Consider the following 23,000-nt stretch of genomic DNA (forward strand, 5'->3'; position numbering starts at 1 on the left):
CCCCCTGCTGCGCATGCGCCGCCCTGCCGCCTACACGCTGGTCGAGGTCCTGCTGGTGCTGGCGTTGCTGGTGCTGGCCGCGGGGCTGGTTGCGCCGGCGGTCCTTGAGGGGGGCGCCCGCAACGAGCTGGAGGACGCCGCCCAGAAGGTGGCCAACATGTGGTCACGCGCTCGGCTGGATGCGGTGACCTCCGGCCAGGTGCTGATCTTCCGCTGCCAGCCCGGCACGGGCATGGCCTCGGTAGCGGGCATAGACTCCGCAGTCGAGGCGGGCGCAAGCGCTGGGATGGGCGCGGCGGCGGTCGGCGACCAAGCCGCTGTAGGCGGCGCGCCGACGCAAGAGCTCAACCTCACCGGCATCACGTTCCTCCAGATCGCCGTGGCGGAGCCGCCGGGCTCGCAGCACGCGGTCCTCGATTCGTCCGCTTCGTCTGGCGCGTGCGTCGTGTTGTTCCGCCCCGACGGCGCCACCAGCGATGCCGAAGCCGTCCTGCAACACGACAGCGGCGACCAGATCGTGGTCACACTCCGTGGGCTGACCGGCGCGACCCGTGTCGTGGACGTTTCGGCCGACCAGGGGGGACCGTGATGCCCCGCCCTGCCCCCTCCCACAGCGGCTGCGTGCGCCCAGGTTTCACGCTGCTGGAAGTGATCATCGCACTCGGCATCCTCGGGTTCTCGATGGCGGTGCTCACGGAAGTGTCGCGGCTGTCGCTGATGAACTCGCGGCAGGCCGCCCGCGAGACCGAGGCCGCGATCGTCGCCCAATCGGTGCTGGCGGAACTAGAGTCTGGCTCCGCCGAGCTGGCCGACTTCTCGGCGGAGTGGAACCCGACGCAGCTCGGCGAGCCGGCCTGGCGGTACGAGGTTCGGATCGAGCAGACCAGCGTCCAGGGCATGGTGCTGGCGCGGGTGCTGGTCACCGAGCTCGACCCGGGCGACGAGGCCCCCACCACCTTTCAGCTTATTCGCTGGTTCCAAGACCAGGAGTACCTCGAGCTGCTCGAGAGCCAGGCCGAGAACGAGGCCGCCGCCTCATGACAGCTCTCCGCTATGTTAATCCCCCCCATGTTTCCTACCGCAGTCCCCGCAAGGGATTCACGCTGCTCGAGGTGCTGCTGGCGATCGCGCTGTCGACCGTCCTGCTGGCGCTGCTGGCCAGTGGGATCAACATCTACCTGATCCGCGTCGACGCCAGCCGCAGCACGGTGGAGCAGGCGCAGCTCGCTCGCGGGGTGCTGAAGGCAATCTCGGACGACCTGCGGAACGTGGCGGTCGTCTACGAGCAGGACACCACCAGCGCCGAGGCAGTCGCCCAGGCGCAGGCGTTGTTCGATGTCGACGAGGCCGACGCAGATGTCAGCCAGGACGACCTGGAATCGATGGCCGGCGACGCCGGCGACGCGGTGTCCGAGCGCGCGTACGTCGGGATCGCGGGGGACTCGGTCTCGGTGCAGGCCGACATCAACCGCGTCCGGCCGGCGTTCTCGTTCCTGGCCGAATCGCCCGAGCAGCCGCTGCTGATGAGCTACGAGTCGCCCGGCATCAACACGGTGCGTTACTACCTCACCGCCGAGGGCCTGGTCCGCGAAGAACTGCCGCGCGACCGACGACTCTTCGAGGAGCAGCAGGGTCGTGATGAAGCGTGGCAGCTCAACCGGCGGGTGTTGGCGGCCGAGGCGACCGAGCTGCTCATCCGCTACCACGACGGCGAGCAGAGTGTCGACCAGTGGGACATCGACGAGCGCGAGGGCGTCCTGCCGGTCGCCGTGCAGATCACCATCGGGCTCAACTCGACCGCCGAAGCCGAAACCGAACAAGACGCGCAGCAGGCTGAGGTCACCTACTACACGCTTACGATCCCAATGCCGCCGCCGCTCGAGGAGGCAGAGACCGACGAAGCCGACGCCACAGGGACAACCAGCACAGGGGGTGGGTCGTGAGCGGTCCAATCCTCACCGACGGGCGGCGTGGCAGCGTTCTGCTGGTGGTGCTGGTGGTCGTTGCGCTGATGACGATCGGCGGCATGGCGTACTTCGACTGGTCGTTCATCGAGCACCGCGCCGCTCAGGCCTACGCCCGGCAGATCCAGTCGCGTGCATTGGCCGACTCGGGAATTGTGATGGTCGAGACGCTGCTGCTAGAAGAGCCGTTGGTACTCGAGCAGCAGGGGGGCCTCTATCAGAACCCTTCGCTGTTCCAGGGGGTGGTGATTTCCGACTCCGACGCCGCGGCCCTGCGGGCGCGGGTCAGCATCGTGGCGCCGCTGATGGACTACGGCGAGTACATCGGCTACCGGTTCGGGCTGGAGAACGAGTCGGCCCGGCTGAACCTCAACACGCTGCTGCTGGCGGACGACTACGCCGAGAACGGCGCCCGGCTCCAGCTGATGGCCCTGCCCGGCATGACCGAGTCGATCGCGGACGCGATCCTCGACTGGCTCGATGAGGATGACGATATCCGTGACCTCGGCGCCGAGTCGCAGTACTACTCATCACTCGACGAGCCGTACGAGCCGATTAACGGGCCGCTGGAATCGATCGACCAGCTGCTGATGGTGCGGGACGTTTCGGTCGACCTCCTGTACGGGCTCGACAGCGATCGCAACGGGGTGGTGTCGCCGGCGGAGTCGATGCGGGTGCTGCCCGGTGAGATCGACAACTCGACCGGGCAGATGAACCGGGGCTGGGCGGCGTACTTCACGCTGTACAGCGCCGAGGCGTTGCTCACCCCCGAGGGAGAAGCAAAGATCGACGTCAACATGGAGGACCTAGAGGAGCTGCACTCGCTGCTCGAGGCCGCGCTCGGGGTCGAGCAGGCCAACTTTATCGTGGCGTACCGGCAGGGCGGCGCCGCGGACGCGGACGCGAACAACAACGCGATCTCGGCCGCTGGGGTATCGATCGACTTCCAGCAGCCGGGCTCGGAGACCATCACCAGCCTGCTGTCGCTGGTGGGTGTCGACGTCGAGTTCTCTGACAATGGGGCCCCCGCGGTGCTGAGGTCTCCGTTCCCAGAGAGCGCGGGCTCGTACGGGTCCTTTCTGCCGGACCTGTTAGACAACCTGACGGTCAGTTCGTCCGAGACGATGGTTGGCCGGCTGAACGTCAACCAGGCCCCGCGGGCACTGCTCAATTCAATCCCGAACATGCCGGTCGAGGCGGTGGAACAGATCATCGCCGCCCGCACGCCTGAGGTGACGCCCGACCGGCCCGAGCGGCGGCACGCCGAGTGGATCATGATGGACGGCATCGTCGACCTCGAGACCATGAAGCAGCTCGCCCCGCTGCTGACCGGCGGGGGGGACGTCTACCGGGTGCAGTCGATCGGGTTCTTCGACGAAGAGGGACCGTCAACCAGGATCGAGGCCGTCATCGATGACACCGGCCCCACGCCGAAGCTGCTCTCCCGGCTCGACCTGACCCCCCTCGGGGCAGGCTATTCCGCGGCGGAGCTGGGGGCGACCGACCCGACCGCGGCCGGCGATTCGCCTGCCCCGTGACCGGTGTTTACAATAAGTACTGCCAGATCAACTAAACAAGCAGCCGTATGCCACCGATAGTCGCGTTTGAATTCGACCGCCAAGGAGTCCGCGCCGCCGTCGTGGACGACGGGGACGCGCGCATCGCGCGGTTGGCGAACCTCGAAAAACCCGACATCCAGTCGGCCGACTCGCTGGCAGCCGCCCTGAAAGAAGCGTTGCCGGACGTCCGCTGGCAGCGGGCCACCCTGGTGGCGGTGTTCGGCGGAGACCAGCTGCGGTGCCGGTTGCTGAAGCTCCCCCCCTGCCCCGACGCCGAGCTGCCGGGCATGGTGCGTATGCAGGCGGTGCGGGAGTTCGCCCTCGCAGACGATGCGGTCGTCGACTTCGTGCCGCTCACGCGTGGCGCGGAGCAGCCCCACGGGGTGCTGGCGGCGACCATTGACGACGCCGACCTGAAGCTCTGCGTGGGCGCGGCGGCAAAACTCGACGCGACGCTCGCCAAGGCGGTCGCGCGGGGAGCCGCGGCCGCCGGGCTCGCGACCCGCATCGCGCCCGAGCTAGGCGAGGGGTCGCATCTAATCGCGGCGGCCGCCGCAGGCGCCGCCGACCTGGTGGTCATCGACGCCGGCGAGCCGACGCTCGTCCGCTCGACCCGCACGCCAATCGAGACCATCACGTCGGAGGCCCGCCGCACCGCCGCAATGGCGGCGCAGCAGTCGGGGCGAAAGATCGACTCTACTTGCCTGCTAGGAATCGCTGAAGAGAAGTCCGGGGACGACCTCGTGCCGCTCGACGCGGCGGGGTACCTGGCGGACCACCACGGACTGTCCGCCCAATCGGACGCTGACCCGCAGCCGCTGGTCGGCGTGATTGCCGCCGCGCTCGACGAGGCTCTCGGCGCCACTCCGGCGCTCGACTTCCTGCACCCGCGGCGGCCGGTTGTCGACCACTCCGATCGGCGCCGGCTAATTGTGCTGGCGGTGGCCGCGGCGGCGGCGCTGCTGGCCGGGGTCGTGTTCGACTACTCGCAGTTCTGGAAGTTGCGGAAGGACATCGCGTCTAAGCAGCAGATGCTCAAGCAGGAGGAGCAGAACGCCGAGAAGTGGAAGCCCTTGCGAGAGCAGGTCGGGGCCATCGACGGCTGGCTCGAAACCGACGTCAACTGGCTGGACGAGCTCGAGCGGCTCGGACGCAAGCTGCGGCCACAGACCCTCGACGAGAAAGACTTCCCAGCCGAGACCGACGCCTACCTGGTGCAGTTCACCGCCACCCGCTCGACCCAGCGTGACCAGTCGGGCGGCAAGATCGACCTGAGGGCCGTGTCGCGGAGCCCGTACAGCTACGACGAGCTCGAGCAACGCCTGCGGGACGGGCTCCACCAGGTCGAGACCACCCAGGGCACCATGGCCGCCGAGGGGGGCGACTACCGCTGGGAAACCCAGACCGCCCTCAGGGTAGACAAGCCTAGCGAGGAGGACCTGCCGTGACCCAGCGAGAACGCGTGCTCCTGATTGGCGTGATCCTGACGCTAGCTTTGTGGGGAGGCTGGAAGGGCCTGCAGTGGCGCCAGCAGGCGATGTCGGACCTGCGCAGCGAGCAGCGCGCGCTCGACCAGCAGCTGGCCGCGGCGGACCTCGAGCGGCTGAAGACCCAGCGTGACATCGAGCGGCTGGAGCAATGGCAGCAGCAGTCGCTGCCCGCCGACACCCAGGTCGCCCAGACCGAGTACCGGGCCTGGCTGATGGACCAGCTGAACGAGGCGGGCCTCAGCTTCAACAACGTCCGCCGGGTCGGCGCCCGTCCCGAAGGCTCTGCCTACACCAGCATCACATACACGGCGCACGCCGAGGGCAAGGTCCCCCAACTCACTAAGTTCCTCTACTCGTTCTACCGCTCGGCGCAGCTGCACAAGCTGACCCGTCTGAAGCTCGACCCGCTGCCGGACGGCGGCGCGGTGGCGATGGACATCACGGTCGAGTCCCTGATTGTCGACGGAACGACTCGCAAGGAGGGCCTGTCGGAAGGCGAGTCGGACCGGCTTGCGCTCGGCGAGCTAGCAGACTACCTCGCTAGCATCGAGGGCCGGAACGTGTTCGTCGAGTACACGCCGCCGCCGCCACCGAAGAAGGACCCGCCACCGCAGGTGGCTGAGAAGCGGCCCGAACCGCCCCCTAAGCCCAAGTTCGACGACGCCAAGCACGCGCACTTCACCGCGGTGGTTGGCAAGGGCGACGCGCAGCAGGCGTGGATCAACGTCCGCACCACCGGTAAAACGCTGTATGTCTCTGAGGGGGACGCGATCAAGGTGGGCCAGTTTGACGGCACGGTGAAGTCGATCGACGCGGCCGCCCGCCGGCTGTACATCGAGTCCGAGGGGAAAGTCTACGGCGTGCCGTTCGGCGCCAGCCTGAGCGAGGGCGAGCCGATCGATGGCGACACGCTGCTGTAGCGTGCGGCTGATCCGCCAATGCTAGCAATGCCCGCACGGCTGCGAGGGATTGCATGGCGCCCCCGTGGAATTGCACGGGTTTCCCTCACGCGCATGTCAAGCTATGCCGATTACTCCGGTAGGACCGGTTGTACCGTCTCGGCCGTCGATGCGCGCCGCAGTGGTAACAGACTCGTTTCGGGCAAGGATGCATGACCCACTACTCGCCAGTGCAAGGCTTCGCGTCGCGGCTTCTCTTGGGGTTCGCCCTCTCCGGCGTTGCGTTTTACGCGACGCCCCCGCACGCGACTGCTCAAACACCGTACCCGGCCGCGAGCCAGGCCCAGCGACAGTTCCAGCTGCAGCACCGCGACGCGGACGATCTGCTGCCGCAGCTCAAGTCGATCCTCGGCGGCGGCGCCGAGATCCTCGCCGCGTCGGGCGGCAAGGCGATCGTGGTCCGCGGGGACGAGTCGGCGATCGCACTCGCTCAGCAGGTCCTCGGCAAACTCGACCGCGCGCCGGCTGGCGGACCTCCTGAGTTTCACTCGTACAATGTGCCGCAAGAAATGCAGGCCGCCGTCCAGCAGTGGCAGCAGCAGTTCCGCGGCGCCGTGGGCGAACGGGCCGCGTGGGACCCTAGGACCGGTCAGCTGATCGTGCTGGCGAGCCAATCTACCCACCAGAACGTCAAGGCGATGCTCACCGCCGGCCAACCGGCAGGCCCCGCCTCGGTGCGGCTGTCGGGCCTGACGCCCGACGCGCTGCACGCCCGCATCCAGGACCTGGTAAATCAGCCGCTGCCCGCCACATGGGACGCGTCGCGGACCTGGCTCAGCTTCCCAATCCGTCTTGGTTCGACCGGCGGGGTGAACCTGCAGGTCAACTCGTCGACCGGCGAGGTCCTCCTCAGCGGCCAGCCCCAGCAGGTCGCGGCCTGGACCCGCGTGATCCAGGCGATGGACGCCCGCGGCGCCGGCGGTGGCGTCGAAGTTGTCGCCAGCGAGGGCGCCCGGCTGCCGGCCGTCCGTCGCGCGTTGTCGGCCATCGAGCAGTCCTCCGGTCAGCGACCGATCCCCGGACAGTTCGCCGCCGCTCAGGTCACCGACGACCAGCGTGACGAATCGTTCGACGAACAAGAAACTCCCCTCCCTGGCCGCGCCACCCGCGAACAGGCCGAGACCCTCCGCGCCGTGGTCGAGTCGCAGCAGGCGGGCGCCCTCCTGGGCCCGGTGCAGGTCGAGTTCATTGAGGGGCTCGACATCATCGTGCTCCGCGGCAACGACCAAGACGTGCAGCGGGTGCTGCAGATCATCGATCAGATTGAGCGGCTGAGCGAGGTCACCGTGCCGGCGATCGAGGTGCTCGCCCTCGAGCACGTCGACGGCGAGTCGATGACCCGTCTCTTGAACCGCGTGTACCAGCAGGTGCTCGGTCCGCGGACCGGCGGCGTGAGCGTCACGACGCTGGGCAAGCCGAATGAGCTGCTGCTGATCGGCCGGGCCGAGAACGTCAAGATGGCGATCGACCTGGTGAAGCGGCTCGACAAGCCGGCGGACCCGACGTCGCAGTTCGTGGTGTTCCAGCTGAAGAACGCCGCCGCCAACGACGCCAAAACGCTGGTCGACCAGTACCTCGGAGCCGAGGAGCAGCAGAACAACCAGGCAACCGACGATACCGGAGCCCTGCTCGACCCCAAGGCGTTGGTGATCGCCGACTCCCGCAGCAACTCGCTGATCGTGCGGGCGGCCCCGCGGGATATGAAGGAGATCGCGGCGCTGCTCGAGCGGATCGACACATCGGAGGTCGCCTCGGTGGACGAGGTCCGCGTGTTCAAGCTCCGCAACGCCCGGGCGGACGAGCTGGCGACCATACTGCAGGAGTCGATCGCCGGGGCGCAGGCCGCCACCGGCGAAGACGCTACCGGCCGCGCGGCCGGGCTGCGGTTCGTCACGATCGACGCCGACACCCAGCAGCGGCTCGACTCGGGCATCCTGACCAACGTCCGCGTCGCGCCGGACGTGCGGGCCAACTCGCTGATCATCACGGCGCCGGCCGACAGCATGCCGCTGATCGCCGCGCTGATCCGTCAGCTCGACGGCACGCCAGACGCCGAGGCCGAGCTGAAGGTCTTCACCATCAAGAACGGCGACGCCGAGGCGCTCGTCGAGATGCTGCGGTCGCTGTTCACCACCGAGGACGACGACCCTGCCTCCGGCGGGTTGAAGGCGGGGACCAGCTCGCTGGTGCCGCTGCAGTTCTCGGTTGACGCCCGCACCAACAGCATCATCGCGGCCGGCTCGGCCGACGATCTGGCGATTGTCGAGGCGGTGCTGATCCGCCTGGACGGCAGCGACGACCGCGCCCGGCGGATCGAGGTCTACCGGCTGAACAACGCCCCGGCGGAGGACGTCGCGTCGGCCATCAACGACTGGCTGCAGAACAAGCGGGACATCGAAGAGGCCGCCGAGCTGCCGGCCGGCCCCTTCGAGCAGATCGACCGCGAGGTGATCGTCGTGCCGGAGCTGGTCAGCAACAGCCTGATCATCAGCGCCACCGACGAGTACTTCACCAAGCTCGAGGAGCTGATCCGCAAACTCGACGAGCGGCCGCCGATGGTGATGATCCAGGTGCTGATTGCCGAGGTCAAGCTCAACGACACCGACGAGTTCGGCGTCGAGCTCGGCCTGCAGGATTCGCTGCTGTTCGACCGCTCGCTGGTTGGCGAGATCAACTCGATCACAAACACCACCCAGACCACAACCGGCGGCGGCGCCACCACCATTACCGAGACCGACCAGATCGTGCTCAACGCGCCGCTGACCCCGGGCTTCAACTTCAACGACGTCCAGAACCCGCTCGGCAATAACGGCAGCACCTCGGCGCTCGCCACCGCCGGCAAGGTGGCGGCCCAGAGCCTGTCCAGCTTCGGCGTCGGCCGCGTGAACAGCGAGCTCGGCTTTGGCGGCTTCGTGTTCTCCGCCAGCAGCAACAGCGTCAATATGCTGCTGCGGGCATTGCAGGAGAACCGCCGACTCGAGGTGCTCAGCCGCCCGCAGATCATGGCCCTCGACAACCAACAGGGCACCGTGAGTGTTGGCTCGCGGGTGCCGACAATCCAGGGAGTGTCGTTCACGGAGTTCGGCCAGCAGCAGAACCAGATCACCTACGAGGACGTCGGCATCATCCTTGAAGTGACGCCGCGGATCAGCCCCGACAACCAGGTCGTGATGCAAGTGTACGCCGAGAAGTCGCAGCTCGGCCCCGAGGCCGAGGGCATCCCGGTCTTCGCGGCGCCGGGCGGCGCCGTGGTGCGGGCGCCGGTCATCAATCAGACGGTCGCCCGGACCGTGGTCACCGCGGGCACTGGCCAGACGGTGGTGCTGAGCGGCCTGCTGACCAAGCAGACCTCGGACGTGCACCGCCGCGTGCCGCTGCTTTCGGACATCCCACTCCTGGGCGACCTGTTCCGCTACGACGGCGTGTCGCAGCAACGGACCGAGCTGCTAATCATCATGACCCCGCGGATCGTCCGCAATGAGGTCGACGCCGACATGATCAAGCAGGTGGAATCGGCCCGTATGAGCTGGGTGATGTGCGATGTCGTGAACATGCACGGCCCGTCCGGTCTGAAGGGCCGCACCGACGACTGGAACAGCTGGGAGACCCAAGAGGTCTACCCGACGGAGGTCCCGTGCGACGAGAACGGCGCCCCCATCTATCAAGAGGGCCCGGTGCAGCCGGCGCCCTACGACCTGGGGTCGCACACGGAGCCGACCGCCGATACGAACATTACGCCGGCCGGGTTCACGCCCGGAGGGGGACCCGGCGTTGAAACTGCAGTAGGCCACGCACCCGCGCGTCGCCTGCCCCCGGTGAAGTAGCGAGGATCCCGATGAAAGGCACGACCCAACCGATGCGTGATCTCACGAAAACCGTCGTCGCGTTGCTGATCTTGGCGCCCACAGTGATGGCGACCACCGGTTGCGCCAACTGGCGCCAATCGGGGGCCATGAAGCTGGCCCGCAAGGTCGACATCCCCAACGGCATCCCGTGGCGGGACGACGAGCCGCGCGCCGGCGCGCCACGCAGCATGGTCGCCACCTGGACGGATGCTGTGCGCCAGCAGCCCGGTGAGCAGTCCGAACGCGGATTCGGCGGGCGGATCTTCTTCTACGAGCACGACGAGTCGTCCCCGATCAAGGTCGACGGCCAGCTGGTGGTGTACGCGTTCGACGAAACCGGCCGTCTGCCGACCGACAACCGCCCGACCAAGCGTTACGTGTTCCCCGCCGAGCAGTTCTCGAAGCACGAGAGCAGCTCTGAGTTGGGCGTCTCTTACAGCTTTTGGCTGCCGTGGGACCACAGCGGCGGCGCCCAGACCGAGGTCAGCCTGATTGCCCGCTTCGAGCCCACCAGCGGAGGTACCCTGGTGGTGAGCGAGCAGACACGCCAGCGTCTGCCGGGCGTGATGGATGGCGCGGTCGAAACCATGATCGCGGGTCAAGAGACGCCGAATGCCGATCAGCCGCAGGGCGTCCGCCCGGTGAGCTACAAGCAGGAGAGCCCCGGTCCGGCCAGCTACCCGTCGGCGGCGGCGATCACGGAAACGGCTACCACCACCAGCGGCATGCAGACTACCACGATTAAGCTGCCTACTCGGCCCCGGCGGCTGGGGCAATAACTGCCATGGGCAGGCTCAGCTGTCGTCGTCTTCGAAACTCGGCGGGGGCAGCAGCGTGGGCGTTTCACCGGTGCGGACTTCGACCCGGGTCACGCCAGGCTCCAACCGGGCCAGCCGCTTGAGAACGCGGAGCTGGCTCTCCGTAGCGCTGCCGGTGATGACCGCCACGCCATCGGCGACGTCGATTTGGGCGTCTTCAATCTGCTGCCGGGCGATGATTGAATTCAGCCGGGCCGCGGTCGGCTGCGGCTGGTACTGCGTCGGGCGGGTCGGGGGCTCGAAGCCAAGGCTGACGGTCACCATGACAGGCGGGCGCACGTTTTCTACGGAGTTCGCTTCGCGGCCCCGATTCATGGCTCCGCGGGTCTGCGTTCCGCGGCCCCCTGCCTGGGCGCCCAACGGGTTCAGGGCGCCAAGGAAACTAGTCACGTCATTGGCGGTGCGGCCGACAAATCCGCCGTTGGCCCCCGCTTGAGAACCCATCCCCATCCCGAGCCCGGTCTGGCCCGCGGCGCCACCAAAAGACCCCGCCCCAGCTCGCCCCGCGCCGCCCAGGCCGCTCGCCCCCAAACTGCTCCCCCCGAGGGACGAGCCCCCACCGAAGCTGGAGCCTCCGCCGAAGAGGCTGCTGCCGCTGCTGTTGGCGGTCGAAGTCCGCTGCGCGAACGACTCGCCCGCCGCGGCAAGAAACGCGACCGCGGTAAACAGGGCGATGATCGGCTTAGTAGGGTGCATGCTTGCTCCTATCGACTCGTAACGGCCGGCGGAGCCGGCAAGACACCAAACTCTCGCTACGTTAGGATTATACGGTGCGGGCGGCCCCGAATGCGCCTGATTTCGTTCGCTTGTCTACTCAGACGGCAAGATCGGTCACCCCCGCGCGAACGACACTCTCGACCAGCGACTCCATCCCCCTGCCCCATCAACGCCCCCTCCGGCCCAGGCGACCGCCATGCTAGCAACACCAACCCCGCGTCCGACCTTCGGTTTCTTGCTCGTTGCCGCACTCCTGGCTCCACTGGCGGCCAGGCAGGCGATCGCAGACCACCCCACCGCGATGTCGCTGTTCCCGGCCGAAACCGTGCTGTTCCTGCGTACGGCCGATGCCGGACTACTGGTCGAGCGTTTCCAAGCGACCGCGTTGGCAAAAATGGTGAACGACCCCGGCATGGCGCCCTTTGTGGGCTCACTGCAGGACTCGACCCGCGAGGCCTACGCCGATAACGCGGAGGGCCTGTTGGGGGTCAGCTACGACGAACTGGCCAGCCTCCCCCAGGGCGAGGTGGCCTTCGCACTGATCGAACGCGTCGGCGAAACCCCGGCATTGCTGCTGCTGGCGGACTTCGGCGACCAGGTCGCGACCGCCGAGAAGATGCTAGAACAGGCCAAGGAAAAAGTCACCGAGGGGGGCGGGCTGGCCAGTGAAGAGCAGCTGCGGGCCGACAAGGCCGTCACCCTACGGGACAAGAACAACGCCCAGCGCACCATCGGCGTGGTCCGCCGCGAGGGCGTGTTTGTCGCCGCCACCGACCCGGCGGTGCTGTCGAGCGTGCTCGACCGCTGGGACGGCTTCACGCCCCCTGCCGCAATTGCCGAGGACGGCGAGGAACCGGCCCCGGCGCCGTACACCGACAAGCTCGAACGCAACAAGGCATTCGCCACGAGCCTCAAGGAGTGCCTGGCCGGCCGCGAGGAACCGCCGCAGATGATCGCGTTTGTCGATCCGATTGGCGTCGTCCGCGCGACCAACGGGCAGCAGACGTCGGTGCGGGTCGCACTGGCGGCGCTGCCGGCGCTCGGCGTCGACGCGTTCGAAGGCGCGTCGGCCGCCCTCTGGCTCGCAAACGACACCTGGGAGGGATTGGTGCGCGGCCACCTGCTGATCGACAACCCGCGGGCCGGCGTCGCCGGGATCCTGCGGCTCCAATCGGGCGACACCATCCCACCCGACTGCGTGCCGGAATCAGTGCTGAAGTACACCACCGCCTACGTGAACCCCCAGCAGATCTTCGACGACATTGAGGCGGTGGTCGACCGCTTCACCTACGCCGGCATGTTCCGCGAACGCGTCAAGAAAAACTTTTCTGACAACGTGGGCGTCGACCTGCCGAGCGAGTTGCTGCCCGTGCTCACCGGGCGAGCCACGACCATCACCGCGTTCGAACCCGACGCCCAATCTCCGGTCAACCACACCATGGTGCTCTTCGGCGTCGAGGACGAGGCCGCCGCGCAGGAACTGCTCTACAAGGCCGCCCTCAAGCAGCACGGCGAGGCCGGGCGGGAATCGGCCAAGCGGACCCACGGGTCGTTCACCTACTACGCGTCGCCCGACAACAACGACAACGGAAATGACGAAAACAACGACGAGCGGGGCCGTCGTCCCCGCCGCGGGATGCGTCCCGTAGCGGCGGTGTTCAACGGGTCGCTCGTAATCGGCAACTCCGAGGTGGTGCTGCACCAGATGATGGCCGCGGCCGAGGGGACGGCCCCGCGTCTGGCCGACTCGCTGCAGTTCAAGCTGGTAAAGAGCCGCGTCAAGCGGCTGGCCGGGCCGAACGAGGTCGGCATGATGACCTACGAGAACCCCGAGGCGTCGCTCCGCCACTGGTTTACCCTGGCCTCGAAACCTGAAACGCGCGAATGGCTGGGCAAGCGTGAGAACCCAGTCGGCGTCGCGGTGCACCGCGCGCTCGAGTCGGGCGAACTGCCACCGGTCGAGGACCTGTTGAAGTACGCCACCCCGCGTGGATCGCTGGTCTACGACAGCGCCACAGGCCTGCACTACCTGTCGTTCCAGTTCAAGCCCGCCGAGTAGTCGGGGCCGCGCCGTGACGACCGGCAGTCAAAACCCCGACAGCAGTCCCTGCTGATAGATCGGCAGGTGGCGGTAATAGACCTCCAGTATGTAGAGCGACAGGCAAGTCGTGTAGAGACGCCCGCCAGTGCGGCCGTGCCGCTGATCGATATTGGTATCCCAGCTCCCCTTCTCGCGCCCGCTGCGGACCTGGTGCTCAGGGATTAGCTGCCGTGTGACGTTGTTCCATTTGGTCCACTCTTCGCCCTCCATGTGGTGCAATACCTGGGTGGCGTAGTACCAGTAGTAGACGTCGCGCTTCCCCGTGCTCCAACTGGGGCGATTTTCTAGCAAGTAGTAGACGCCCCGCCGCAGCCGGTCATCGTCGTGCCGCCAGCCCAAGTACTGCCGGCACAGCAGCCCCTCAGCCGTCATGCTCAGCGACGGTGAGTCCCGCTTTTGGTACGCGTAGTGGCTCCCCTGGTTCCGCGCGACCGCATCGAGGTAGAGCCCCGCCTTGTAGAAGGTCTCGCTTGGCACATCGAGGCCGGCCATCTGAGCGCTCTTTAGCGCCATCACAAACCACCCCGTCACCGAGGTGTCGGCGCCCTCCCGAGGAATATACCGCCACCCGCCTGACTCAGACTGCGTCTTCACACAGTAGTCGACTGCCTTCTGCGCCGATCCCTGCAATTCTTCGTCCCGAGTCATGGCGTACAGCTCACACAGCGCAATCGTACACTGAGCCTGCGTGTAAAGCGCGTGGTTAAAACCGCTACCCCGGAAGAAGTTGCCGGAGTCGTCTTGACTCTGCAGCAGCCGCTCCCAACCGTCCCGCACGACGCCGTAGAACTCCGTGCCGGCCGAGTCCTTGTGCGTGTACCCCGCGCCCTGAAAGGCGAGCAGCGCCATGGCGGTGGCCGCCTCGACATTCTCGGTCGTGCCGCCGTCGGTGTAGGGTCCCTTCAGGCTCCACGAGCCGTTCTTCTTCTGGTTCCGCTCGAGCCACTTCAGCCCGTCCAAGACCGCCCGCTCGGTCGACTCGGTGCCCCCGTACGCCTTGAGCAGCACGGCCTTCATGCCGGGCTCGCGGCCGGTGAGCGCCACACCCACCTGGTCGGCGTTGCTCGAAAAAGTAGAGAAGGTCGGGTTGGGCGCCACGAGGGACAGCTCGGGCGCCGCGATCGGATCGTCGACCGGCGGCAGCGGCGTCACGGAAAGGGTCTGCTCATCGACCTCCTCCAGCAGGTTGTCCATCTCGAGATCGAGCGGATCCTCGAGGAGCTGATCGCCGACGTCCTCGGCGTACTGCACATCGAGCACCAGGGGTTTGTCCGACTTGCCCGAGACAAGCCACAGCCCGAGCACCAGCACCACGAACAGGTGCAGCAGGGCGCTCAGCAGCCACGGCGGCGAAAACCGCAACCAGCCCGACAAGTCAACCAACGAGCCATGCCCAGCGTCGAGCCCCTCCGAAAGGACTTCGTCCCCCTCGGCGGCATCATCAGTTTGCCGGGGCACGCTCGCCATGCAGGGCGCCATTGTCGAGGATGGAGAAGGAGTAGAACCGGAACCTTCGGCAAACTGGAATCGCATCGCCGAGCGAACTCCGTTGACCTGCTCTCTTGAAATCTATCGGCTGGCTCCCGGTGGGACAAGCAGAACATCCCACCGCATAAGCACTTAGGGAGACCGCTCCAGCTCCCGGAAGCACCCCAACCGGCGCATCCGGCGCCCGCGACTGGAATGGCTTCGCGAAAATCCAAACCAATATTGCAACAGCGGTTGCCCAGAAGCCGATCGCCCTTTATTATTCAGGACTACCACCAATGACGCGGGGTGGAGCAGCCAGGTAGCTCGCGAGGCTCATAACCTCGAGGTCGTCGGTTCGAATCCGGCCCCCGCCATTTTTTCTAAGTCCTGCTGAATAAACGCTTTAGGATACCGGCCGGACGCCTGGCCGAGCGGCTTGCTAGGGCCCAAAAGAGGTAACCAAAAGGGGTAACACCCTGAGGACTACCTCTTTTGGCTCCCAACAGCATCATCAGCCGCCATGCCAAAACTCCTCAAGCGTCCCCCCAAGTACCGGCTGCACAAGAGCACCGGTCAGGCCGTGGTCTCTGTCCACGGCAAGGTCATCCAGCTAGGCCCCTTCGGCTCGCCGCGTAGCCACGAGCGCTACCAGCAAGAGGTCGAACGGTGGCGAGACGGCCTCTTCCAGCAGCACCCCGATCGGGCGGAGGTCGAGCCCGAGCCGATCGAGATCAGCATCAAGGAGCTGCAGGCCCGCCGGCGTCGCGGGCTCCCGGTGACGATCAACGAGATCGCTCTGCTCTACGAAGACTACGCCCACGGGTACTACGTCAAGCACGGCAAGGTGACCCGCGAAGGCGAGCAGGTCAGCGAGATGCTGCGGCTCCTGCTCCGCTACCACGGGGAGGACGAGCTGGAAGAATTCGGCCCCGTGCGGCTCAAGGAGCTGCGGGAGCGGATGATCACCGAGTTCAACTGGTCGCGGAAGTACATCAACGAGAACGTCAACCGCATCCGCCGGCTGTTCGCCTGGGCGTGCGAGAACGAGCTCGCCTCTCCCCTCGTCCACCAGGGCCTGCAAACGGTCGCCGGTCTTAAGAAGGGCCGCAGCGGTGCCCGCGAGACGAAGAAGGTGACCGTCATCGACGACTCGATCGTCGACGCGACCCTCAAGCACGCCCCCGAGATCGTCGCCGACATGGTGCGGTTCCAACGCCTGACCGGGACCCGCCCCGGTGAAGTCTGCACCCTGCGGCCCTTCGATATCGACCAGTCGGAAGAGGTCTGGGTCTACGAGCCGGCCGCACACAAGACCGAGCATCACGATAAGAACCGGCTGGTGATGATCGGCCCGAAGGCTCAAGCGATCCTCAAGCCGTACCTCGACCGCGAAGCAGACGCCTACTGCTTTGTGCCCGCCGAAACCACCTGGATCGCGAAGCACCGCCGAGGAGCGGAAGGCGCCGCCGCCGACTTCCAGGAAGTTCTTGATCGGGCCCACCGGGTCGCGGTGAAGCGGGGCCCCCTCACGCCCTACGACGCCGGCAGCTACCGCCTGGCGGTCAATCGGGCTGCGGAGAAGGCCGAAGTTGCGAAGTGGTCGCCCAACCGGCTGCGGCACACGGCGGCGACCGAGGTGCGGAAGCGGTTCGGGCTGGAGGCAGCCCAGGTGGTCTGTGGGCACCAGAGTGCCGATGTTACACAGGTCTATGCGGAGCGTGACGCATCCCTGGCTAAACAAGTGGCGAAGACTCTCGGGTGAAACGGACGCCAGTAGGCGAAAAGCAGTGCGTCTGCATCTGGCGCCCAAGATTCTTACGAACAGCTACTCCACTCGATTCGACAAGCCTGAAAATTCTGAGGGAGTGCGAGGCGCGGACTACGACTTCGAGAAAAGTCAGGCCAGCCGCAACACTACGAGAAACCTATGCCGACCCTGCTTGACGAACGCATTCGAAGTGATCCGAATAACCCGCTCACAACACAGCCTCCTTTCTATGCGGATCAACTGTCGCTTACAATGACGCCCGACTTTGTAGGTGCAGGCTAGGCCGTCTCGCACGTCACATAAGTTTTGCCGGAGACACATCAAGTGATCCCACTTGTCACTAAGCCAGACCCTTCCTGGAAGACTCGCTTCCGTCAGCGTCAAGCACTGCTCTGGCTCGGGCCTAACGCCGTGGAAGAGTTCGGTGGCAATCAGGAGTCGCTCTTCAATGCCGTTCTGCACCAAGGCTGGTCAGCTGTCTTCTGCGATATTGCTAGCCCGCTTGAGAGCAAAGTCGAACAGATGCGGCTGCGATCCGATGATGTAATATTGCGGTTCTTCAAAGAGCACGAGGGCCCGGAGTCGCTTCCCTCGAACCGCCTCCCAGTCTATTGGCTGCGAGGAATGCACGGTAAGGTAGGGCCAGACAGCGCGCAGGATGCGACCGGCCTGATGACACGGATGTCAATGATCAAGCGGGCTCCTGCTGGCCAGGAAGTATTTGTGCTGGGTGTAGCTGGCGACGAAGGTCTCGCAGGCATTCTTCAAGCTGCCCAGCTGACCGACGCTTTTCGTGAATTAGTGCTGGTCGGCCGACCACGATATGATCCGACAGCGATCGAGTCAGTTTCACGTCGCCTCTTCATCTGGGACACAGATCCCGCAGGCTTCGCCACAGTAGTCGAAGAAGCTACGCGCCCTGACGAAGGGCAGCGTCAGGCAACGATATTGATCAAATCCGGAGACGGCAAGGCCGAAGTCAATCTTCTACCTTGTATCGACCCTAGCCACCCAATCACGAATGCGTTCGAGCTCATTCCCGCCGACGAGATACTCGCGGAGCGGCAGCCAACCGCTCAAGACTTCCAAGAGTTTCTTGCCGACCCAACTCAAAGCTGGCTCCCATACGCGTCAGGCATCCCGTACCCAAGACACCCTGAGTACGAACGCAATCTTTCGAAGTACTTGAGGCGATTTGAGAAAGAAGGTCCATCCCTGTCATGCACAGCATGGCTTCCTGCGGACGACGGGAGCGGAGCGACAACTACCCTCCGTCAGCTCGCCTTCAACCTAGCGAGAGATGGATACCCCGCTCTGATAGCCCGGACGACATCGACCTCCATCGACTTCAAGCAGCTCGCTGCCTTCCTCTCCCAAGCCGCGTCGCGAGTCACCGATGTGGGACTGACGCCTTCTGATATACCTTGGATCATTGCCTTCGACGCACAACATACGCAGCTCTGCTGGGAGTCGATCTGTGGGCTTTCAAGCGGCTTGAAGAACCTGATGCGATCCGTGGTAATCTTAGCCGTGTTACCAGAAGGATCGCTGAGGTCCGAGGCCACCCGCAAAGCGCAGGGCGCAAACCGCAAGATTGGCGACACGCTTGAGAATAGCGTCACGGTTGATCAAGGCCTGATGATCGGAGCCCACCTTTCACAATTCTTGCCGGCCAGTTCTAGGCGATCGGAGGCTGATTGGCGGTGGTTCACCAGAGACTCTGCTCGCCCGGAAGCTTCCGGACCTCATAGCCTCTTCTGGGTAGCGTTGCGATTCTGGCTTGCTCACATTCCAACAACTGAACAATCCCTGAGAAAATGGCTTGCCGGCAAACTCCGCGAGCTCGTTGCCGGGGACGCACACAGATACCGTGCTCTTCTCGAGATTGCGGTGCTTGGGAAGCATCGCCTACCCATGCCAATCTCACTACTCCAGGCAGACGGCGCCATATCTCTCTCTACAGACATACAACTCGCCAACTCTTCACTTGGTCTACGCAGATCCGCGCAGCGTGGCGGCCAAGTACTCAGCTACGCACATCCATTGATTGCCGAGGAACTGCTCCGGATTGCAGAGGCGGATGTGGATGCACTCGCGGCTATAGAGATGGAAGCGTGCACTAGCCTTCTGGATATGGAGCTTCACCTCTTGTCCGGCCTAGTAGCCCGCACAGCGGCTGGGACCGAAGAATGCCTTCCGTTAATGGAAGACTTGGTCACTAGTGCGCTCCGGGTCGATCCAAGGGAATCTCCACGGAACTACCAAGCGCGTGACCGGGTTGTCGAGATCCTGCAAGGTGCGACGCCAGCGATCTGGGACGCTAGCCAAGTCTTCAACCACCACGTGGCGAAGGCACGACGACACTTAGCGGTCGATCCACCTGACAGCCGATGGACCGACGAGATGCGGCGCGAGCAACTTTCACTCGCTGAGCAACACCTCGACGACGCCCTTTACGAAATCAAGCCCGCGCACTCGTCGCGGCCTGAATCGCGACTAAACCTGTACGTTTCCATGGCACTCACGCTAGGTGCCAGATCACGATTAGAACGAAACTGTGGCGAAGAGGAAACTGCGCAGCGCTTTTCGGCGCAATCAGAAGAATACTACTCGAAAGCCCAAGCTCTCGATCCTGAAAACACCTATGTGCTAGAGAACTTTGCCCGGCACAAGCTAGCGGCGGCTCAACAAATCGGTGACTCTGAAGCCCGCATCCGCCTGATTGTCGAGGCGATCAGCATGCTTGAGCTAGAGCAGGACGCAGACGAGGCCGGCAATCGTAAGTACGAGACGACGGAAGAGCTAGCGAAGGCATTTGCGATGCTTGAAGGTGACGATTCAAGCAATGAGTTGAGTCGGCTCGCTTCAGAGGGGTCGGAACCCGCTCTTGTTGCGCTCGCTAAACTGCGTTTGCAGCCGTTGATGGGCGATATTGGAGAAGACGAAGAGCAGACGCTATTAGCTGAGGCCGAAGAGCTGCTTACTAGGATCGTCCCCGAAGAAAGAACATGGCGATCTTCAGCTTCGCTCTATCGTGTCGTTTGCAGGCGGTCGCCTCGTGACTTCCACCGTCGGCTGGAGCTGCTCGAAGAACTGGATAGCGACCCGAGGTTTGTGTGGCCCCAGCAGTTTCGTCTGGAATTTGCGATCCTCTTATTTCAGGCAGGAGACAACCGGGCCAGGCAGAGAGGATCCGATATCTACAAGGAGCTGCGTGCTGACATGGCTAGCCGATCCGCCGCCCCGAGAGTCCCTGGCGAGCTGAAGTACCTTCGGGATCCCAGCGCCGATTTCAGCAAGCCACTCAAGACATTCATCATAGTCAAGAACGTCTCTGACGTGGGACGCACCTCCTACGGTATTCCAAATGGTTGGGGAAATGTCGATGTGGCGTTCCGTGCTTATCAATTTGGACGTGACCGGATCAGCCCGAATGAAGAACTCGACTGCTATATCCAATTCACAAACTTCGGCCCGCAAGCTGTACCCTTGACTGAGGGAGGTCGACGCAATGAGTAGGATTGCGAAACTCGCCCCCCGCGCTAAAGATCTCCCTTCCAGTGAAGATCTGATCGCGCAACTCAGAGCAACCCTAGACTGTGAGTTTTCTTTACCAGAGCTTCCGATCTTTTCCGTACTGTTCGAGGGCTGGACAGATGTGAGCTACATTGAGCGTGCCGTCGAGTTGCACATGCAAGCGTCCGGCAAGGACTTGTTAGCCATACCCCCCGAAATCTCCGGCGTAGATGGAGCGCGTATCGGCATCTTTACTCCTGGTCGTCCTGGCGATCCGGCGAGAGGTGGTGTTTCTCAGATGGTGCGTCTCGCACGCGAACTGCAGTTGTACGTGTTCAGACTGGGAGTATTCAAAGGCTTGGTCTTCGTGTTCGATCATGATGAGGCGGGTCTAGAGGCAGCTACGAAACTCGCGGACTTAGGATACGCACGAGATAGCAACATCTTGACGCTCGATCCTAAGGATCACCCCGACGCCTGCGCGAGAAAGCAGGTCGTTGTCGAAGACTTGCTTTCGCTTCGTATTCAGAAAGTCTACTTTGAGAGCGCGTCGGCAACTTGCTCCGTGGACTACGTCGACGGCAATCTTGAACGGTATCGATGGGGGCATTCCTCGAAGCCCCTCTTGAGGGACTATGTTCTTGAGCAAGCAGATGTGAACGACCTTCAAGAGGTGGTTCGGCTTGTGAGACGGATCCGGCGCGCTTGCGAGCTGCCGGATTGAGTCCCTCTACGCTGCCGCCAGTTTTCTAGAACGTCGAATCAGCGTGTAGCTCTCTCAGACTGATCTATCGGCTAGGAGTGAGTTTTTATCGCCGGGTGCCAACACGTTCGACGGATCATAGCTCTCGTCACCTCCCTGGAGACGGCGCCCGCGGTTAGTCGATCGGTCGATCGACTAGTCAGGCACCCTTGGATTGTCTCTCCTGACGTCTCTCACAGGAAGTCGTGCTTCAGGTATTCTAGGGCTTGAGAGCCCTCGCCTATCGAGGCTCGCCCGAACCCGCTCTTGTCTCCGGATCTCAGTCAGTTCGGCCGTACGCGTTCCAAGAAACCTCTCCAGTGCTTCGAGGCTCGTGTAGCGAATCCCACCAAGCATTGCAGAGTCAAGCACCTTGCCGCGGGCGCCCTTTAGCACCCATCGGTAGACCGTGGAGATGTGTAGCTTCTTGCCACGGCGGGTCGGCAGGTAATCCGGGACATCGGGGATCGCAATCAGGTTCTCGCCGTGCAGTTTCGATTCGGGCATTTTGGGCTCGTTGGTTGTCGGCCGTGTCGTAGCAATGGCCGGGTTCGGTATTGGATGGTGAGAGGAAAGAAGCCCGGGACCCGGTAGCGCGGTCTTGAGTGAGGCCGCGTTCAGTCGGAAACGTAGGATGCGCGGGAGGGCTGGAGTGGTGGTCAGCGACTGCGAAAGCCATCGATCCTGCGGCAATGGGCGGGGCAGCCGTCCCTCACCCACTGCTCAATCTCGTCGCGACGCCAACGAACGGCGGCGCCGAGTCGGACCGGCTCCGGCAGCTTGCCGGCGGCACGCATCCGCCAGAGCGTGCGGGTCGATACCTGCAGCATCTCGGCGACCTGCGTCGGCGTGGCCAGCAGGCAGGCGTTGTCGCCGATGGTCGGCGGCTTCCTAGCGGCCGGTTTCTCGTCGTTCTTGTCCATCGAAATCTCCTGGTTCGAGTGCTAGAAGCCAACCTTGCGGGCGGAAGTCTTGGCGTCGGATGCCCCCTGGCCCGCGAGGGCGTAGCGGTTGCCGTTCACGGGTTCGAGTGAAGGGTCGTCGAGACAGTTGCCGAACAACCGACCAAACATCGACAGGCTCTTGCCGCGTTTACGGAGCTTCTCGCCAGCAAGGCTCTTGAGGTCGTCCTCGGGCACTTCGCCGTTCTCACGCAGGACTTCGTGGATGGTGTCCAGCACCTCGTCCTTCGTGGCGCACGGCAGACGCGACTTGCCGGACGCACGCTTCTTCTTGCTGCTTGACGGCTTCTCGCCGATCGCGGTCAGCGCCGCGTCAACCTGCTCCAGCTCCTTCTCCGCCTCGGCGAGCTGAGTGCGGAGGTCGGTGGTCTCGGTGAGGCAAAGCTCGCGGATCGCGAGCAGCTTCTCGCAGATTTCTTTCACAGCGGGGTTCATGAGGTTCTCCTTGGGTTGGTACAGGTGGATCGGGTTAGTTACCGTTCGTGGCCGCCGCCCGAGCGGTCAGGGCCGCTTCTCTCCGAGCGCCCTGGCCGTGGCCGTGCGCCGCCGTTCGGGGGTGGCGAGTTAGGCGTGTCGGAAGGGTCCGAGTGGTCGGGCATGTCGTACGAGGACGCCTTCCGATCACTGGGGTCTGGGGAATGCGTGGGAGCGTCCTTGCCCTGGACGTGAGCGTTCAGCTCGTCCTTGGCCTTCCCTTGCTGCTGCTTCTCTTCGAGCGTCTTCAGCAGTTTCGCATCGCGTTCGTCCTGGCGGTGCTTGGCCTCCTGCTCGCGTTCCTCCTGCTCCGCCTCCTTGTTGAACCGGTCCTGAATCTGATCGAGGTACTGCTGCTCCGGAGGCTTCTCGGAACGCTGAGTGCGATTCAGGTACTCGCTGCGCCCCTGGTTTGACAGCTGGGTGTGGACGTCCTGTTCCAACTCGCCTCCGGGTGTGTAGTCGAGCGTCAGCTCTAGGTGATCGAGATTCGGGTCGCGGCCTGGCTGCTGCGGAGGCTGAACCGGCGCCTTGTCTGGCGCGGGCGTTAGGCGGTTGTTTGAGAACTCTTGGCCCATGTCGGGGGCGTTTGGGAAGTCGTCGGAAGGCATCGTG

General features: G+C 64.5%; 18 protein-coding genes and 1 tRNA gene. 13 read left to right on the top strand and 6 right to left on the bottom strand.

Annotated elements, in window-relative coordinates:
• Positions 1–13 precede the first annotated feature (13 nt).
• From Pla123a_RS21920 to Pla123a_RS21955, 8 genes are all read left to right on the top strand, one after another.
• Positions 14–589 carry a hypothetical protein gene (locus Pla123a_RS21920; RefSeq protein ID WP_146591012.1) on the top strand — a complete coding sequence of 192 codons (576 nt, stop codon included), beginning with the start codon at positions 14–16 and terminating at the stop codon, positions 587–589.
• Positions 589–1,041, top strand: coding sequence for a type IV pilus modification PilV family protein (locus Pla123a_RS21925; protein WP_146591014.1), 453 nt, complete (start codon positions 589–591; stop codon positions 1,039–1,041). Before Pla123a_RS21920 ends, Pla123a_RS21925 begins: the two co-directional genes overlap by 1 nt.
• Positions 1,038–1,943 carry a prepilin-type N-terminal cleavage/methylation domain-containing protein gene (locus tag Pla123a_RS21930; RefSeq protein WP_146591016.1) on the top strand — a complete coding sequence of 302 codons (906 nt, stop codon included), beginning with the start codon at positions 1,038–1,040 and terminating at the stop codon, positions 1,941–1,943. The genes Pla123a_RS21925 and Pla123a_RS21930 overlap by 4 nt, the downstream gene beginning before the upstream one ends.
• The gene (locus Pla123a_RS21935; RefSeq protein WP_146591018.1) at positions 1,940–3,502 is read left to right on the top strand and encodes a type II secretion system minor pseudopilin; all 1,563 of its coding nucleotides are present in this window, start codon (positions 1,940–1,942) and stop codon (positions 3,500–3,502) included. The genes Pla123a_RS21930 and Pla123a_RS21935 overlap by 4 nt, the downstream gene beginning before the upstream one ends.
• Before the next feature lie 47 nt (positions 3,503–3,549).
• Positions 3,550–4,971 carry a hypothetical protein gene (locus Pla123a_RS21940; RefSeq protein ID WP_146591020.1) on the top strand — a complete coding sequence of 474 codons (1,422 nt, stop codon included), beginning with the start codon at positions 3,550–3,552 and terminating at the stop codon, positions 4,969–4,971.
• On the top strand, positions 4,968–5,933 hold the full coding sequence (locus tag Pla123a_RS21945; protein ID WP_146591022.1) for a hypothetical protein: 966 nt from the start codon (positions 4,968–4,970) through the stop codon (positions 5,931–5,933). The genes Pla123a_RS21940 and Pla123a_RS21945 overlap by 4 nt, the downstream gene beginning before the upstream one ends.
• 191 nt (positions 5,934–6,124) lie before the next feature.
• Positions 6,125–9,796 carry a secretin N-terminal domain-containing protein gene (locus Pla123a_RS21950; protein WP_146591024.1) on the top strand — a complete coding sequence of 1,224 codons (3,672 nt, stop codon included), beginning with the start codon at positions 6,125–6,127 and terminating at the stop codon, positions 9,794–9,796.
• Positions 9,797–9,807: 11 nt separating this feature from the next.
• A complete protein-coding gene (locus Pla123a_RS21955) occupies positions 9,808–10,596 on the top strand; it encodes a hypothetical protein (protein WP_146591026.1) in 789 nt (262 codons plus the stop codon).
• 15 nt (positions 10,597–10,611) lie between these two features.
• Here Pla123a_RS21955 and Pla123a_RS21960 read toward each other — a convergent pair whose 3' ends face one another.
• Positions 10,612–11,331: a hypothetical protein gene (locus tag Pla123a_RS21960; RefSeq protein WP_146591028.1), complete on the bottom strand. Its 720-nt coding sequence runs from the start codon at positions 11,329–11,331 to the stop codon at positions 10,612–10,614.
• Positions 11,332–11,548: 217 nt separating this feature from the next.
• On the opposite strand from Pla123a_RS21960, the gene Pla123a_RS21965 reads away from it, so the two are divergent.
• Positions 11,549–13,411, top strand: a complete 1,863-nt coding sequence (locus tag Pla123a_RS21965) for a hypothetical protein (RefSeq protein ID WP_146591030.1) — start codon at positions 11,549–11,551, stop codon at positions 13,409–13,411.
• A 27-nt stretch (positions 13,412–13,438) separates the two neighbouring features.
• Here Pla123a_RS21965 and Pla123a_RS21970 read toward each other — a convergent pair whose 3' ends face one another.
• Positions 13,439–14,920 (bottom strand): prenyltransferase/squalene oxidase repeat-containing protein, encoded by a 1,482-nt coding sequence (locus tag Pla123a_RS21970; protein ID WP_146591032.1) that lies wholly within the window; start codon positions 14,918–14,920, stop codon positions 13,439–13,441.
• Between the two features lie 303 nt (positions 14,921–15,223).
• Here Pla123a_RS21970 and Pla123a_RS21975 point away from each other — a divergent pair.
• The 4 genes from Pla123a_RS21975 to Pla123a_RS21990 all read left to right on the top strand — a co-directional run bounded on the left by Pla123a_RS21975 (position 15,224) and on the right by Pla123a_RS21990 (position 20,931).
• Positions 15,224–15,297, top strand: a tRNA-Met gene (locus tag Pla123a_RS21975).
• 146 nt (positions 15,298–15,443) lie between these two features.
• Positions 15,444–16,685 carry a tyrosine-type recombinase/integrase gene (locus tag Pla123a_RS21980; protein ID WP_146591034.1) on the top strand — a complete coding sequence of 414 codons (1,242 nt, stop codon included), beginning with the start codon at positions 15,444–15,446 and terminating at the stop codon, positions 16,683–16,685.
• A 417-nt stretch (positions 16,686–17,102) separates the two neighbouring features.
• Positions 17,103–20,210, top strand: a complete 3,108-nt coding sequence (locus tag Pla123a_RS21985) for a hypothetical protein (RefSeq protein WP_146591036.1) — start codon at positions 17,103–17,105, stop codon at positions 20,208–20,210.
• On the top strand, positions 20,203–20,931 hold the full coding sequence (locus tag Pla123a_RS21990; RefSeq protein ID WP_146591038.1) for a hypothetical protein: 729 nt from the start codon (positions 20,203–20,205) through the stop codon (positions 20,929–20,931). Before Pla123a_RS21985 ends, Pla123a_RS21990 begins: the two co-directional genes overlap by 8 nt.
• A 174-nt stretch (positions 20,932–21,105) precedes the next feature.
• On the opposite strand, the gene Pla123a_RS21995 is transcribed toward Pla123a_RS21990, so the two are convergent.
• The 4 genes from Pla123a_RS21995 to Pla123a_RS22010 all read right to left on the bottom strand — a co-directional run bounded on the left by Pla123a_RS21995 (position 21,106) and on the right by Pla123a_RS22010 (position 22,996).
• Complete coding sequence (locus Pla123a_RS21995) at positions 21,106–21,456, bottom strand: DUF1580 domain-containing protein (protein WP_146591039.1); 351 nt, start codon at positions 21,454–21,456, stop codon at positions 21,106–21,108.
• Between the two features lie 152 nt (positions 21,457–21,608).
• Positions 21,609–21,872 (bottom strand): helix-turn-helix transcriptional regulator, encoded by a 264-nt coding sequence (locus tag Pla123a_RS22000; RefSeq protein WP_146591041.1) that lies wholly within the window; start codon positions 21,870–21,872, stop codon positions 21,609–21,611.
• A gap of 21 nt (positions 21,873–21,893) precedes the next feature.
• The gene (locus Pla123a_RS22005; protein WP_146591043.1) at positions 21,894–22,346 is read right to left on the bottom strand and encodes a hypothetical protein; all 453 of its coding nucleotides are present in this window, start codon (positions 22,344–22,346) and stop codon (positions 21,894–21,896) included.
• Between the two features lie 38 nt (positions 22,347–22,384).
• Positions 22,385–22,996, bottom strand: coding sequence for a hypothetical protein (locus Pla123a_RS22010; protein ID WP_146591045.1), 612 nt, complete (start codon positions 22,994–22,996; stop codon positions 22,385–22,387).
• Positions 22,997–23,000 lie beyond the last annotated feature (4 nt).

This window comes from Posidoniimonas polymericola (assembly GCF_007859935.1).
GTDB lineage: Bacteria > Planctomycetota > Planctomycetia > Pirellulales > Lacipirellulaceae > Posidoniimonas > Posidoniimonas polymericola.

Excerpts from the sequence above, each read along its gene's own strand:
- Pla123a_RS21970 (WP_146591032.1), bottom strand. The coding sequence starts at position 14,920 with ATGGCGAGCGTGCCCCGGCAAACTGATGATGCCGCCGAGGGGGACGAA.
- Pla123a_RS21990 (WP_146591038.1), top strand. The coding sequence starts at position 20,203 with ATGAGTAGGATTGCGAAACTCGCCCCCCGCGCTAAAGATCTCCCTTCC.
- Pla123a_RS21925 (WP_146591014.1), top strand. The coding sequence starts at position 589 with ATGCCCCGCCCTGCCCCCTCCCACAGCGGCTGCGTGCGCCCAGGTTTC.
- Pla123a_RS21965 (WP_146591030.1), top strand. The coding sequence starts at position 11,549 with ATGCTAGCAACACCAACCCCGCGTCCGACCTTCGGTTTCTTGCTCGTT.
- Pla123a_RS21955 (WP_146591026.1), top strand. The coding sequence starts at position 9,808 with ATGAAAGGCACGACCCAACCGATGCGTGATCTCACGAAAACCGTCGTC.
- Pla123a_RS21950 (WP_146591024.1), top strand. The coding sequence starts at position 6,125 with ATGACCCACTACTCGCCAGTGCAAGGCTTCGCGTCGCGGCTTCTCTTG.
- Pla123a_RS22010 (WP_146591045.1), bottom strand. The coding sequence starts at position 22,996 with ATGCCTTCCGACGACTTCCCAAACGCCCCCGACATGGGCCAAGAGTTC.
- Pla123a_RS22005 (WP_146591043.1), bottom strand. The coding sequence starts at position 22,346 with ATGAACCCCGCTGTGAAAGAAATCTGCGAGAAGCTGCTCGCGATCCGC.
- Pla123a_RS21920 (WP_146591012.1), top strand. The coding sequence starts at position 14 with ATGCGCCGCCCTGCCGCCTACACGCTGGTCGAGGTCCTGCTGGTGCTG.
- Pla123a_RS22000 (WP_146591041.1), bottom strand. The coding sequence starts at position 21,872 with ATGGACAAGAACGACGAGAAACCGGCCGCTAGGAAGCCGCCGACCATC.
- Pla123a_RS21980 (WP_146591034.1), top strand. The coding sequence starts at position 15,444 with ATGCCAAAACTCCTCAAGCGTCCCCCCAAGTACCGGCTGCACAAGAGC.
- Pla123a_RS21995 (WP_146591039.1), bottom strand. The coding sequence starts at position 21,456 with ATGCCCGAATCGAAACTGCACGGCGAGAACCTGATTGCGATCCCCGAT.
- Pla123a_RS21960 (WP_146591028.1), bottom strand. The coding sequence starts at position 11,331 with ATGCACCCTACTAAGCCGATCATCGCCCTGTTTACCGCGGTCGCGTTT.
- Pla123a_RS21930 (WP_146591016.1), top strand. The coding sequence starts at position 1,038 with ATGACAGCTCTCCGCTATGTTAATCCCCCCCATGTTTCCTACCGCAGT.
- Pla123a_RS21940 (WP_146591020.1), top strand. The coding sequence starts at position 3,550 with ATGCCACCGATAGTCGCGTTTGAATTCGACCGCCAAGGAGTCCGCGCC.